Source organism: Paracoccus sediminilitoris (genome assembly GCF_003259195.1).
GTDB lineage: Bacteria > Pseudomonadota > Alphaproteobacteria > Rhodobacterales > Rhodobacteraceae > Paracoccus > Paracoccus sediminilitoris.
In genome coordinates this window covers 384,108-396,852 of record NZ_QJPK01000001.1, presented here as the reverse complement: position 1 = coordinate 396,852, position 12,745 = coordinate 384,108, and the positions used below count along the sequence as shown (strand labels likewise).

At 65.3% G+C, this 12,745-nt stretch carries 13 protein-coding genes; 6 read left to right on the top strand and 7 right to left on the bottom strand.

Going from position 1 to position 12,745, the window contains the following annotated elements; all coding sequences use genetic code 11:
- Both bfr and DKT70_RS01905 read right to left on the bottom strand, forming a co-directional pair.
- Complete coding sequence (gene bfr, locus DKT70_RS01910; RefSeq protein ID WP_111557554.1) at positions 1 to 498, bottom strand: bacterioferritin; 498 nt, start codon at positions 496 to 498, stop codon at positions 1 to 3.
- A complete protein-coding gene (locus DKT70_RS01905; protein ID WP_111557553.1) occupies positions 446 to 739 on the bottom strand; it encodes a (2Fe-2S)-binding protein in 294 nt (97 codons plus the stop codon). The genes bfr and DKT70_RS01905 overlap by 53 nt, the downstream gene beginning before the upstream one ends.
- 118 nt (positions 740 to 857) lie before the next feature.
- On the opposite strand from DKT70_RS01905, the gene queA reads away from it, so the two are divergent.
- The 3 genes from queA to lpdA all read left to right on the top strand — a co-directional run bounded on the left by queA (position 858) and on the right by lpdA (position 4,730).
- Positions 858 to 1,904, top strand: coding sequence for a tRNA preQ1(34) S-adenosylmethionine ribosyltransferase-isomerase QueA (gene queA / locus DKT70_RS01900; RefSeq protein ID WP_111557552.1), 1,047 nt, complete (start codon positions 858 to 860; stop codon positions 1,902 to 1,904).
- An 86-nt stretch (positions 1,905 to 1,990) separates the two neighbouring features.
- Entirely contained in the window at positions 1,991 to 3,271 is a 1,281-nt protein-coding gene (locus tag DKT70_RS01895) for an MFS transporter (RefSeq protein WP_111557551.1), read from the top strand.
- A 64-nt stretch (positions 3,272 to 3,335) separates the two neighbouring features.
- On the top strand, positions 3,336 to 4,730 hold the full coding sequence (gene lpdA, locus DKT70_RS01890; RefSeq protein WP_111557550.1) for a dihydrolipoyl dehydrogenase: 1,395 nt from the start codon (positions 3,336 to 3,338) through the stop codon (positions 4,728 to 4,730).
- Between the two features lie 54 nt (positions 4,731 to 4,784).
- On the opposite strand, the gene DKT70_RS01885 is transcribed toward lpdA, so the two are convergent.
- Entirely contained in the window at positions 4,785 to 7,187 is a 2,403-nt protein-coding gene (locus DKT70_RS01885) for a penicillin acylase family protein (RefSeq protein WP_111557549.1), read from the bottom strand.
- Positions 7,188 to 7,325: 138 nt separating this feature from the next.
- On the opposite strand from DKT70_RS01885, the gene DKT70_RS01880 reads away from it, so the two are divergent.
- The 3 genes from DKT70_RS01880 to DKT70_RS01870 all read left to right on the top strand — a co-directional run bounded on the left by DKT70_RS01880 (position 7,326) and on the right by DKT70_RS01870 (position 10,427).
- The gene (locus DKT70_RS01880; protein WP_111557548.1) at positions 7,326 to 8,189 is read left to right on the top strand and encodes an NAD(P)-dependent oxidoreductase; all 864 of its coding nucleotides are present in this window, start codon (positions 7,326 to 7,328) and stop codon (positions 8,187 to 8,189) included.
- A 120-nt stretch (positions 8,190 to 8,309) separates the two neighbouring features.
- The gene (locus DKT70_RS01875; RefSeq protein ID WP_111557547.1) at positions 8,310 to 8,693 is read left to right on the top strand and encodes a PaaI family thioesterase; all 384 of its coding nucleotides are present in this window, start codon (positions 8,310 to 8,312) and stop codon (positions 8,691 to 8,693) included.
- A gap of 105 nt (positions 8,694 to 8,798) precedes the next feature.
- Complete coding sequence (locus tag DKT70_RS01870) at positions 8,799 to 10,427, top strand: long-chain fatty acid--CoA ligase (RefSeq protein ID WP_111557546.1); 1,629 nt, start codon at positions 8,799 to 8,801, stop codon at positions 10,425 to 10,427.
- On the opposite strand, the gene DKT70_RS01865 is transcribed toward DKT70_RS01870, so the two are convergent.
- Genes DKT70_RS01865 through fumC form a run of 4 tightly spaced genes read right to left on the bottom strand, consistent with a single transcriptional unit; the run spans position 10,424 to position 12,717 of the window.
- Entirely contained in the window at positions 10,424 to 10,858 is a 435-nt protein-coding gene (locus DKT70_RS01865; RefSeq protein WP_111557545.1) for an acyl-CoA thioesterase, read from the bottom strand. The two genes, DKT70_RS01870 and DKT70_RS01865, sit on opposite strands and share 4 nt — an antisense overlap.
- Before the next feature lie 4 nt (positions 10,859 to 10,862).
- Entirely contained in the window at positions 10,863 to 11,081 is a 219-nt protein-coding gene (locus DKT70_RS01860) for a ribbon-helix-helix domain-containing protein (protein WP_233490384.1), read from the bottom strand.
- 10 nt (positions 11,082 to 11,091) lie between these two features.
- Positions 11,092 to 11,268, bottom strand: coding sequence for a DUF4169 family protein (locus DKT70_RS01855; RefSeq protein WP_111557543.1), 177 nt, complete (start codon positions 11,266 to 11,268; stop codon positions 11,092 to 11,094).
- A gap of 54 nt (positions 11,269 to 11,322) precedes the next feature.
- Positions 11,323 to 12,717: a class II fumarate hydratase gene (gene fumC / locus DKT70_RS01850; protein ID WP_111557542.1), complete on the bottom strand. Its 1,395-nt coding sequence runs from the start codon at positions 12,715 to 12,717 to the stop codon at positions 11,323 to 11,325.
- Between the last annotated feature and the right edge of the window lie 28 nt (positions 12,718 to 12,745).

Sequence of the window (12,745 nt, the reverse complement as noted above, 5' to 3'; positions counted from 1 at the left end):
TTATTCGGCGTGAGTTTCGGCGTCGGGCGCGGGTTTTGCGTTCAGCATGCCATAGTTCTGGGCACCGATGGTGTCATAGAGTGACAGTTGCGTTTCAAGGAAGTCGATATGGCCTTCCTCATCCGCGATCAGTTCCTCGAACAGGACCTTGCTGACGTAATCGCCGACGCTGTCGCAGTGATCGCGCGCCTCGATATAAAGATTGCGCGCGTCATGTTCCCCGGCAAGATCCGATTCCAGCGTTTCCTTGAGGTCCTGGCCGATGCGCAGCGGGTCCAGTTTCTGCAGGTTGGGATGCCCTTCCAGGAAGATGATCCGCTGGATCAGCCGATCGGCGTGGTTCATCTCCTCGATCGATTCGGCGCGCGATTTTTCGGCGATGCGCCCGAAACCCCAGTCTTCCTGCAGGCGGTAATGCAGCCAGTACTGGCTGACCGCCGTCAGTTCAGACCGCAGTGCGGCGTTCAGATAGTCGATGACCTTGGCGTCGCCCTTCATCGGGGGTTTCCTTCCTGCTGTCTGTTCTGGCCCGCAAAATCGGCGGGGCGACCCCCACCTTATCGCAGCGTCGCATCGTGTCCAGAAACAGCGGCATGCAGCCTCCGCAATCGGCGCGTTTTCCCAAGGCGTGATAGATCTTGCCAGGCGTGATGATCGTTTCGGGGTCCGCTGCGCGCATCCAGTCGATGGCGGCGGTGATATCGCGATCTGAAATTCCGGTGCATTGGCAGACGATCATGCGGGCCTCCTGTCGGGGCGTAATCTGATCGAATTGGTAGGGCATGTAAAGTCCGACGATTTTGGTGGGACATCACGGGCGCTTGACGGATTGCGCGCGTCGTCGCAGAAGCCCCTGCATGAAACTGTCCGATTTCGATTTCGACCTGCCCGAACACCTGATCGCCACGCGGCCCGCCAAGCCGCGCAGTTCGGCACGCCTGCTGCTGGCGCAGGGCGACGACATTGCCGACCGCCGGGTCAGCGACCTGCCCGACATTCTGGGGCCGGGCGATGTGCTGGTGCTGAACGACACCAAGGTCATTCCCGCCCGCCTGACGGGAACGCGTCACCGCTCGACGCCCCAAGGCGATGTCAGCGCCAGGATCGAGGTGACGCTGCTGGAGCCTGCCTCGGAGGGCTGGCGCGCGCTGGCCAAGCCCCTGCGCAAGCTGCAGCCGGGCGAGGTGATCCGCTTTGGCGACGATCTGTCGGCCACCGTGGCAGACATTGCCGAGGGCGAATTGCGGCTGGTCTTCGATGCGACGGGCGATGCCTTCGATGCGGCGCTGGCGCGGGTGGGGGCCATGCCGCTGCCGCCCTATATCGCCTCGCTGCGGGCGCCCGATGCGCAGGATCATCAGGATTACCAGACCGTCTGGGCGGCCAACAAGGGCGCGGTCGCGGCCCCCACGGCCAGCCTGCATTTCGACGACGAGCTTCTGGCGGCGCTGACGGCGCGCGGCGTGGAATTCGTCCATGTCACCCTGCATGTGGGGGCGGGCACCTTCCTGCCCGTCAAGGTCGAGGATGTCACCACCCACCGCATGCATGCCGAATGGGGCGAGGTCAGCGTGGATGCCGCCGCCGCCATCACCCGCGCCAAGGCCGAAGGCCGGCGCGTCATCCCGGTGGGCACCACCGCGCTGCGGCTGATCGAATCGGCCGCGACCGGCGACGGCGTCGTCGCGCCCTTCCGCGGCACGACCGACATCTTCATCTATCCCGGCCATCACTTCCGGGTGACCGACGCGCTGATGACCAACTTCCACCTGCCCAAATCCACGCTGATGATGCTGGTTTCCGCCCTGATGGGACCGGAAAAAATCATGTCTATCTATGGGCATGCGGTCGCGCGGAGGTATCGTTTCTTCAGCTATGGCGATGCGTCGCTGCTGATCCCCTGAGGTCGCTTTCCTGCTGGCATCATGGGCCTTTGCACAATAGGGCAGCGTCTTCGGACCTGTCCCACCCCTGACGAACGAGACCCGTGATGATTTCGGTGTTGCGCACTACCTGGCCCCTGCTTCTGGGCATCCTGTTGCTGATGGTCGGCAACGGCATGCAGGGCACGTTGCTGGGCATCCGCGGCGGCATCGAGGGCATTCCGACCTTCCAGATGTCCATCGTCATGGCCGGCTATTACGGCGGTTTCCTGCTGGGCAGCCTGACGGTGCCGGCGCTGATCAAGAATGTGGGCCATGTGCGGGTCTTCGCGGCGCTGGGGTCGCTGATTTCGGCGGCACTGGTCCTTTACGCGGTCGAGCCGCACTGGATCAGCTGGACGGTGCTGCGCTTCCTGTTGGGTTACTGCTTCTGCGGGGTCTATGTCTCGGCGGAAAGCTGGCTGAACGCGGGGTCCACCAACGAAAATCGCGGCCAGGCGCTGTCGCTCTATATGATCGTGCAGCTGCTGGGCATCGTGGTGGCGCAGGCGCTGCTGAACGTGGGCGATCCGGCGGGTTACCTGCTGTTCATCATTCCGTCGGTGCTGGTGTCGCTGGCCTTCACGCCGATCCTGCTGTCCGCCCAGCCCGCACCCCAGTTCGAGACGATCAAGCGGATGTCCTTTGGCGACCTCTACCGCGCATCGCCTTTGGGCTGCGTGGGCATCTTCCTGATGGGTGGGGTGCTTGCGTCGCTGTCGGGCATGTCCTCGGTCTGGGGGGCGGTGATCGGGCTGTCGGTGGCGCAGATCTCGATTTTTGTGGCGGCGATCTATGCGGGCGGGCTGGTGCTGCAATACCCGATCGGCTGGATTTCCGACCGCTACGACCGGCGGCGGCTGGTGCTGATGCTGGCGGCGGCGGGAGGTGTCGTGTCGCTGGTCGTGGTGGCGATGCAGCCCGGCACATGGGGCCTGATCGTCGCCGGTGCCGTGATGGGCGGCATGGCAAACCCGATCTATGCGCTGCTGCTGGCCTACACCAACGATTATCTGGACCAGTCGGACATGGCGGCGGCCTCGGCGGGGCTGCTGTTCATCTATGGGCTGGGGTCGATGGGCGGGCCGATCATCACCGGTTGGCTGATGGGCATGATGGGGCCCGACGGATACTGGGTCTATATGGGTGTCCTGTTGTTGGCTCTGACGGTCTATGCAGGTTGGCGTTCGACGCAGCGCCGTGCGCTGACCCCCGAGGAACAGGGCAGCTATGCCGTTATCAGCACCACCGCCACGACCATCGCGGTCGAGGCGGTCCTGGACGAGGCGCAATCCGACAACGATGCATCCCCGGATGCACCGCCCCCGGCCGCCGACCCGCGCGACTGACCCCCGGCTTGCCGCCTTGCGGCAAATGGTTTAACGCTGAACTATTCTTAGTCAGCCGGGGGACATGATGGCCCAGAATTTCGATATGGTGGTGATTGGCGCCGGACCGGGCGGTTATGTCGCCGCGATCCGCGGCGCGCAGCTTGGGCTGAAGGTGGCCTGCGTCGAGCGTGAGCATCTGGGCGGCATCTGCCTCAATTGGGGATGCATCCCCACCAAGGCCATGCTGCGCAGCGCCGAGGTCTTCCATCTGATGGAGCGTGCCAAGGATTTCGGTCTGTCCGCGGACAAGATCGGCTATGACCTGCCCGCCGTCGTGAAACGGTCGCGCGGCGTCGCCAAGCAGCTGTCGGGCGGCATCGGGCACCTGTTCAAGAAGAACAAGGTCACGACCATCATGGGCGATGCGACCCTGTCCGGCAAAGGCAAGGTCACCGTCAAGACAGACAAGGGCACCGAGGAACTGACCGCCAAGTCGATCATCCTGGCCACCGGCGCGCGCGCCCGCGAACTGCCGGGGCTGGAACCCGATGGCAAGCTGGTCTGGAACTACAAGCATGCGCTGAACCCGCCGCATATGCCGAAAAAGCTGCTGGTCATCGGTTCGGGCGCCATCGGCATCGAATTCGCCAGCTTCTTCAACACGCTGGGCGCCGACACCACTGTCGTCGAGGTCATGGACCGCGTTCTGCCCGTCGAGGATGCCGAGATCAGCGCCTTTGCCAAGAAACAGTTCGTCAAGCAGGGCATGACGATCATGGAAAAGGCCAGCGTCAAGAAGCTGGACCGCAAGGGCGACACCGTCACCGCCCATATTGAAACGGGCGGCAAGACCGAAACGATGGAATTCGACACCGTGATCTCGGCTGTCGGCATCGTCGGCAACACCGAAGGCTTGGGCCTGGAAGAGGCCGGCATCAAGGTCGACCGCACCCATGTCGTCACCGACGAATATTGCCGCACCGGGGTCGAGGGTGTCTACGCCATCGGCGATCTGGCAGGCGCGCCTTGGCTTGCCCACAAGGCCAGCCACGAAGGTGTCATGGTGGCCGAACTGGTCGCGGGCAAGCATCCCCACCCGATCAAGCCGGGCAGCATCGCTGGCTGCACCTATTGCCAGCCGCAGGTCGCATCCGTGGGCCTGACCGAGGCGAAGGCCAAGGAAGCCGGGCTGGACATCAAGGTCGGCCGCTTCCCCTTTATCGGCAACGGCAAGGCCATCGCGCTGGGCGAACCCGAGGGCATGGTCAAGACCATCTTCGACGCCAAGACGGGCGAGTTGCTGGGCGCGCATATGGTTGGTGCCGAGGTGACCGAACTGATCCAGGGTTATGTCATCGGTCGTCAGCTGGAGACGACCGAACAGGATTTGATGGAAACCGTCTTCCCGCATCCGACCCTGTCCGAGATGATGCATGAATCCGTGCTGGACGCCTATGGGCGGGCCATCCACTTCTGATCCATTATGGATCGATGACGTGAACGGGGGGCCTTTGGCCCCCCGTTTCGCATGTCAGGGTTCGGGTGTCAGGTGGGTGACACCGGCGGCGGCGGCGCGGGCCAGCTGCGGGTCCAGCGACATGCCGATATATTCGCCGCGCCGCCACAGGCCCGACAGGTCGTCGTAATGGCGCGACAACGGGTGACCCGATTGTCCCGTCGACACGATGAAAACCGAACTGTCGGGATCGGCCAGGTCATAGACGCCGCGATACCCCGCTCCGCCTTCGGCACGGAAGGGATCGCTGCCGTCGCCCAGAAGGCCGCTTTGCGCGATGGTGAAATCCCCGCCCGAGATGGTCTGGCGGATGTTCATGATCCAGCCAAGCGCGGGCAGGTCGCCCAGGCCCGGATGCACATGCGTCGCCTGATGCAGATCGCCCCACCGCCAGCTTGTCACGTCCGGCCCGAAATGCTCGGTCAGGTCCAGGATGGCGCGATCCAACGCTTGGCGCGCGATGGTGGTACAATCCTCGACCGGGGCGCTTTGGGCGATGTCGCACCAGCGCGAGGCGCCGTTGCGGTTGCGATAGACCGCCTCGATGAAGGCGGGCTGGATTCGGGTGATGTCGTCGGTCAGTGGTCCGATCCGGTCGCGGATCAGCCGGTCCTGCAGGGCGGCAATCCAGGCGGTATAGATCACCGGCTCGGGCAGATGCTCGCTCATGGCGCCGTCCCATTCGGCCAGCAAGGCCAGCGCGTCCTGGCGCTGACGGTCCGTCGTGCCCGGCGCTGCGGGTTCACCCGTGAACCACAGATCGGCCCCCACCAGCGGCAGCAGCCGACGCGCGGCGGGGCTGACGATATCCAGCTGGGCGGCGATGAAGCTGTCGCGGGAATGAACCTCGCGGTCATCCAGCAGACGTTCCAGACGCGCCAGGCGGACCTGGTGGCCGGGTGCTTCCTCGGTGCTGAAAGAGACGCCCGTATCGGGTTCCTGTGCCGTCCCGGCCAGCGATGTCGCGCCCTGCCAAGCCGTTTCGGGCAGCCAGCCGGGGCTGGGCAGGGTGCCGCCCGTCGGGTGATCGGGGCTGCGGGTCGGCAAGGCGCCCGCCATGACGTGCGAGACGCGTTTCTGATCGGCCAGCGTGACGTTGATGGCGGGGGCGACCACGCCCGACAAGGCACGGGCGGCATCGGCGGAGGACGGCGACCGCATCATGCCCATCAGCGCCGACATGGTGGTGTCCTGCCGCGACAGGCCAGTCCAGCGCAGCGAGGGCACATGCCCCAACGGCGTCACGTCGCGCAGCCCGCCAGCCAGTAGGGGAACGACAGGCCCGTTCTGGGTGTCGCGCAGGGTGATGGTGCGTGCGGGGCCGTCCAGAACGCGGATCACCTCGGTCCGGGTACGGAACGCCGTCCAGCCCTGCGGGCCGCGATAGCGGTCGGAATTGCCGGGCTGCACCTCTTCGATGGCGATGTCGGCATCGTCGATCGCCATTGGGGTTACCGCCCAGGACAGCTTGGCGGACCGCCCCGACAGCACCAGCGGCATGCCGGGGATGGTCGCGCCGATCACGTCCCCCGAGGAAAGCTGTACCCGCGCCAGGTAATAGAGCGAAGGCGCCGTCAGCCCCGCATGCAGGTCGTTCGCCAGCAGCGTCCCCCCCGCCGCCGTGCGGTCGGGATCGGCGGCAAAGGCATTGCCGCCCAGCACCATGCCCGGATGCAGAAAGCCAAGCGGATGATCGTCGCCCTGCTGGCCACGGCGTTCGGGCGTGCCAAGTCGCGCGCTTGGAAACAGCGAGGCATAGGAGGGCAGGGGGTTGGCAGAAACCACCTCGGGGCCATGCTCGGGCCAGGCCAGGGACAGGCGGGCGCGCAGGATCTCGGACTGGGCGGCATCGCTGCTGCTGGCGGCGATCAGCTTCAGGATGGCCAGCGAATCGGCGGGTTGCCAATAGGAGATGGTGTCGGGAAACAGGAAGAATTCCGGTGCGCCACGCCCCATCGCGCCGTCATTGACGATGCGGATCCACTGGTTCACCCCTTCGGCATAGGCCGACAGGGCGGCCTTGGTGGCATCGTCCTGCGACTGAAATGAGGCCTGCGCGTTGCGGTAAAGCCCCAGCCGGCGCACCAGGTCGTCCGCGCCCAAGGCGCGCGCGCCGTGAACCTCGGACAGCCGGCCTTGGGCCGCGCGGCGCAGCAGCGTCATCTGGAACAGCCGATCCTGCGCATGGGCCAGCCCCAAGGCAAAGAACACGTCCTGGTCGTTCTGGCCAAAGATATGGGGCACGTCCTCGGTCGATCGGACGATCTCGACGGGGGCGGTGATCCCCTCGACCCGGTAAGAGGCGTCGTAATCGGGCAGCGACCGGATGGCGAAATACCAGATCAGGGTGACGGTCAGGACCAGCAATACGATCAACGCGACAGTCAGCCTGAGAAGCCAGCGGAACATGGTCAGCATGCGGGGGCGGTTCCTTGGGCAGGGCGGCGCGGCGCGGGTTGACCCCGGCGCGCGTGGGTGATGGTGTGCTGCATAAGACAGGTCAGCGGCCAGTTCAACGCGCCGGGGCCATCTGCATCACCGCGACAGGAGGACAGCGTGGCACGAACGGCGTTTCTGGGATTGGGCGTGATGGGGTACCCGATGGCGGGTCACCTGGCCCGTGCGGGGCGTCAGGTGACGGTTTACAACCGTACCGCCGACAAGGCGGAGCGTTGGGCCCGCGATCACGAGGGCCGGCATCAGCCCACGCCCCGCCAGGCCGCAGAAGGTGCCGAATTCGTGATGGCTTGCGTGGGCAATGACGACGACCTGCGCCAGGTCTGCCTTGGCCCGGACGGCGCCTTTGCAGGCATGTCGAAAGGCGCGGTCTTTGTCGATCACACCACGGTCTCGGCCCAGGTGACGCGCGAACTGGCCGAAAAGGCCGCCAAGGCCGGGATCGGCTATATCGACGCGCCGGTTTCGGGCGGGCAGGCGGGGGCCGAGAACGGCCAGCTGTCGGTCATGTGCGGCGGCGCGCAGGATGATTTCGACCGCGCGGCGCCGGTGATCGACGCCTATGCCAAGATCTGCCGTCTGATGGGCGATGTGGGCGCGGGGCAGATGACCAAGATGTGCAACCAGATCGCCATTGCCGGGCTGGTGCAGGGTCTGTCTGAATCGCTGGCCTTCGCGCAGAAGGCTGGGCTGGACGTGTCGCAGGTGGTCGAGGTCATCAGCCAGGGCGCGGCAGGCAGCTGGCAGATGGTCAACCGCCACAAGACCATGGACCGGGGAGAGTTCGACCACGGTTTCGCCGTCGACTGGATGCGCAAGGATCTGGGCATCTGCCTGGCGACGGGGGACCAGATCGGGGCCTCGCTGCCAGTGACGGCGCTGGTCGATCAGTTCTACAAGGATGTCCAGAAGATGGGCGGCGGCCGCTGGGACACCTCGGCGCTGATCGCGCGCCTGGGGTGACGCCGACCGCGCGGACCGCACCGGTCCGCGCAATTTAGCGCGAACCGGGCGAACCGCCCCCCCGGTGCAGCGCGTTGTTTCAACGCAGAAGGCCCCAACCCCGCAAGAAGGAGAGCCGAGATGGCGGAACGCAGCCTATCAGGACAGATCCAATTCGACATTCTGGGTGTCAGCGACACCGAGGCCGAAGGCGAGATGCAGGTTCAGGCGGGCATCCTGAACCCCTTTGGCACCATCCATGCAGGCGCCCTAATCTGGTTTGCCGACGTCGTCGCCACGAACCTTGTCTTGGGCGGCGAACAGGTCCGCGAGGGGATGGACAGCTTTCCCGTCGCTGTGACGCTGAACGGTCACTTGCTGGCCAATCGGCGCGACGGTGTGCTGACGGCCACCGCGCGTTGGGTCAAGCGCGGGCGGCGCCTGTCGACCGTGCGCACCGAGGTGCGCGATCAGGACGACCGCGTGCTTCTGGACCTGACCTCGACCCATATCAGCGCCGCCTGATGGCCGCCTGACCCTGCGGCATTCACGGTGGCAGCCCGCTATGGCGGGTTGCACCGCGCGTCATTCCAGCCATCATGCGTCCCGAGGACTAAGGAGGAGACGCCCATGGACGGCCTGATGATGAACCGCCCGCTGCTGCAGAGCAGCCTGCTGGATTTCGCGGCAGAAAGTTTCCCCAATTCCGAGATCGTCTCGCGCAGGGTCGAGGGCGATTTGCACCGGCAGGGATGGGCCCAGACCCGCGCCCGCGCTGTGCAATTGTCGCTGGCCCTGCAGGATCTGAGCATCGGCATGGGCGACCGGGTCGCGACGCTGGCCTGGAATGGGCACCGCCATCTGGAAATCTATCACGCCGTGCCGGCCATCGGGGCTGTCTGCCACACGATCAACCCGCGCCTGTCGCCCGAACAGATGGGCTTCATCGCCCATCACGCGGGCGACGGCATGCTGTTCACCGACCTGACCTTCGTGCCGCTGTTGGAAAAGCTGAAGGACCAGCTGCCGCCGATGCGCTTCGTCATCATGACCGACCGCGCGCATATGCCCGAAAACGGCCTTGATGCCCTGTGCTATGAAGACCTGCTTGAGGGGCGGGCGACGGATCGCGAATGGCCGGAATTCCCCGAAACCACGGCCTCGGGGCTGTGCTATACTTCGGGGACGACGGGCGACCCCAAGGGGACGCTCTATTCGCACCGTTCGAACATGCTGCACTCGCTGGCGACGGCGGCCGTGCTGGGACCGGATCTGGGCATCCAGCCGCGCATCCTGCCCGTCGTGCCGCTATTTCACGTCAATGCCTGGGGCTTGCCCTTCACCGCGCCGCTGATCGGGGCCAGCTTGGTCATGCCGGGGCCGCATCTGGACGGGGCCAGCCTGTGGGACCTGTGCCAGTCCGAGCGCGTCCAGAGCGCCTGGGGCGTGCCCACGATCTGGCAGGGGCTTTACGCCGAGATGAAGGCGCGCGGCGCCAAGCCCGACGCGCTGCGCCATATCGTCGTCGGCGGCAGCGCCATGCCACGCAGCCTGACCGAAGGCTTCGAAAAGCTGGGCATCGACGTGAACCACGCCTGGGGGATGACCGAAACCTCGCCCCTGGGCAGCCAGGGATCGCTGAGCGCCGACAAGCGCGACCTGCCCTTCGATCGCCGCATGGACCTGAAACAGACCCAAGGGCGGCGCGTCTTCGGGGTCGAGATGAAGATCATCGGCGATGACGGCACCCACCAGCCCCATGACGGCAAGGCAATGGGCGAACTGTATGTGCGCGGCAGCACGGTCGCCGCCGGGTATTACAAGAACCCCGAGGCCAGCGCCAAGGCCATCGACAAGGACGGCTGGTTCGGGACGGGCGACATCGCCTCGATCGCCCCGGACAGCACGCTGACCCTGCGCGACCGGGCCAAGGACCTGATCAAGTCGGGCGGGGAATGGATCAGCTCGATCGACGTGGAGAACCTGGCCCTGGCGCATCCGGGCGTCGCGCAATGCGCGGTGATCGCCATGCCGCATCCCAAATGGGACGAACGCCCGTTGATGGTGGTGAAATGCGCGGGTGATGCACGCCCCACGCTGGAGGAGATCTGCACCACGCTGGAAACGCATCTGGCGCGTTGGCAATTCCCCGACGACGTCGTCTATGTCGAGGAAATGCCCCTGACCGCCACCGGCAAGATCAGCAAGATGACCCTGCGCGAACGGTTCAAGGACCACGTCCTGCCGGACCTGCGCTAGGGCTTGCGCATGGTCTCCAGCGCGGCGCGCTGATCGTCAGGAATGGCGACGGGGCGGCGGGTCGCGCTGTCGACGGTGACCATGACGAAATGCGACCGCGCCGATTCGACATCGTCATCGGCGCGGAACATCCCCATCTCGAACCGGGTCGAGCTGCGGCCGATATGGGCCACGCGCAGGCCGATGGTCAGGCGGTCGGGATAGGCGACCTCGCGCAGGAACTGGCAGCCGTTTTCGACCACCACCATGATCGGCGCCCCGGATACATGGTCCAGGAACCCCCGGTCGATCAGCGACATGTTCATCGCCTCGTCGAACAACTCCAGATAGGTTGCATTATACATGTGGCCGAACTGGTCGTTGTCGCGCCAGCGGGTCTGCATGGGCTGGAAGACGGCATAGGCGTCGCGGTGGCGGGCGGGGTCCTGCATGGGGTCAATCCTTGGTCGTTAGGCAATGCAGCACGAACAGCCGCAGGGCGGTGGCCAATCCGACATCGGGGGGGCGGGCATGGTCGATCTTTCCGATCAGCGCCGCACGGGTCATGTCGCGCGACGCGGCCTCGGCGGTCAGCAGCCGCCAGAACGGATCCTCAAGCGAGACCGAGGTCCGGTGCCCGTCGATCGTCACCGACCGCTTGGCCGGTTGCGACATGGGCGGCAGGTCAATCATCGCGCTTGTGCCCATCCAGTCGGGCGGCGTCGTTTTCGGCATTGGCTTTGCGCAGGTCGCGCACGGGCTTTGCCTCGCCGTGTCTGGCGGCGCTGGCATCGGCTTCGGACCGCTTCTGGTCGCGGTCGCGCTGCTTGCGGGCGGTGCGCAGGTTGATAACGTGGACCATGCCGGTGCCTTTCGCAAAAAGGGCGGGACCTTGCGGCCCCGCCCGGGTCGGCGATCAGCCCTTGGGGCTGATCATGTCTTCGGGGCGCACGACGCGGTCGAAGGTTTCACCATCGACGAAGCCCAGGTTGATCGCCTCTTCGCGCAGGGTGGTGCCGTTTTTATGCGCGGTCTTGGCGACCTTGGTGGCATTGTCATAACCGATGGTGGGGGCCAGCGCCGTGACCAGCATCAGCGATTCCTTCATCAGCTTTTCGATGCGCTCGACATTGGCCTTGGTGCCGACGACCATGTTGTCGGTAAAGCTGCCGGCCGCATTGCCCAGAAGCTGCATCGACTGCATCAGGTTGTAGGACATCATCGGGTTATAGACGTTCAGTTCGAAATGCCCCTGCGACCCGGCGAAACCGATGGCCGCGTCATTGCCCATGACATGGGCGCAGACCATGGTCAGCGCCTCGGCCTGGGTGGGGTTCACCTTGCCCGGCATGATCGAGGAACCGGGTTCGTTTTCCGGCAGGATCAGCTCGCCCAGGCCCGAACGCGGGCCCGATCCCAGCAGGCGCATGTCGTTGGCAATCTTGAAAAGCGACGCCGCCACCGTCTTTAGCGCGCCCGAGAACATGACCATCGCGTCATGGGCGGCCAACGCCTCGAACTTGTTCGGGGCGGTGACGAAGGGCAGATCGGTGATCTTGGCGATTTCCGCAGCGATGGCCGTGTCCCAGCCCTTCTTGGTGTTCAGGCCCGTGCCGACGGCGGTGCCGCCCTGCGCCAGTTCATAGATGTCGGGCAGGCAGGATTTCACCCGCTCGATCCCCTTGCGGACCTGATGGGCATAGCCGCCAAATTCCTGGCCAAGCGTCAGGGGCGTCGCGTCCTGCGTATGGGTGCGGCCGATCTTGATGATGTCCTTGAATTCTTCCGACTTGGCCTCCAGCGCGGCGGCCAGCTTGTCCAGGCCCGGCAGCAGCACGTCGCGCGCCATCATGCCGATGCCCACATGCATCGCCGTCGGGAAGGTGTCGTTCGAGGACTGGCCCATGTTGCAGTGGTCATTGGGGTGGACGGGCTTCTTGCTGCCCATCTCTCCACCCATGATCTCGATCGCGCGGTTGCTGATGACCTCGTTGGCGTTCATGTTCGACTGGGTGCCCGAACCCGTCTGCCAGACGACCAGCGGGAAGTTGTCATCGAACTTGCCCTGGAACACCTCGGTTGCGGCCTGTTCCATGGCATCGGCCAGATCGGCGGGCAGATCGCCATTGGCGCGGTTCACACGGGCCGCGGCCAGCTTGATCGCGCCAAGCGCGCGGATGATGGCGACGGGCTGGCGCTCCCAGCCAATCGGGAAGTTGATGATGGACCGCTGCGTCTGAGCGCCCCAGTATTTCGACGCATCGACGTCCAGCGGGCCAAAGCTGTCGGTTTCGGTACGGGTCTTGGTCATCGGGTCGCTCCCTCACGGTTTCAGGCGG

Coding starts and splice junctions, on each gene's coding strand:
- bfr (WP_111557554.1), bottom strand. CDS start 498: ATGAAGGGCGACGCCAAGGTCATCGACTATCTGAACGCCGCACTGCGG.
- DKT70_RS01905 (WP_111557553.1), bottom strand. CDS start 739: ATGATCGTCTGCCAATGCACCGGAATTTCAGATCGCGATATCACCGCC.
- queA (WP_111557552.1), top strand. CDS start 858: ATGAAACTGTCCGATTTCGATTTCGACCTGCCCGAACACCTGATCGCC.
- DKT70_RS01895 (WP_111557551.1), top strand. CDS start 1,991: ATGATTTCGGTGTTGCGCACTACCTGGCCCCTGCTTCTGGGCATCCTG.
- lpdA (WP_111557550.1), top strand. CDS start 3,336: ATGATGGCCCAGAATTTCGATATGGTGGTGATTGGCGCCGGACCGGGC.
- DKT70_RS01885 (WP_111557549.1), bottom strand. CDS start 7,187: ATGCTGACCATGTTCCGCTGGCTTCTCAGGCTGACTGTCGCGTTGATC.
- DKT70_RS01875 (WP_111557547.1), top strand. CDS start 8,310: ATGGCGGAACGCAGCCTATCAGGACAGATCCAATTCGACATTCTGGGT.
- DKT70_RS01870 (WP_111557546.1), top strand. CDS start 8,799: ATGGACGGCCTGATGATGAACCGCCCGCTGCTGCAGAGCAGCCTGCTG.
- DKT70_RS01865 (WP_111557545.1), bottom strand. CDS start 10,858: ATGCAGGACCCCGCCCGCCACCGCGACGCCTATGCCGTCTTCCAGCCC.
- DKT70_RS01860 (WP_233490384.1), bottom strand. CDS start 11,081: ATGTCGCAACCGGCCAAGCGGTCGGTGACGATCGACGGGCACCGGACC.
- DKT70_RS01855 (WP_111557543.1), bottom strand. CDS start 11,268: ATGGTCCACGTTATCAACCTGCGCACCGCCCGCAAGCAGCGCGACCGC.
- fumC (WP_111557542.1), bottom strand. CDS start 12,717: ATGACCAAGACCCGTACCGAAACCGACAGCTTTGGCCCGCTGGACGTC.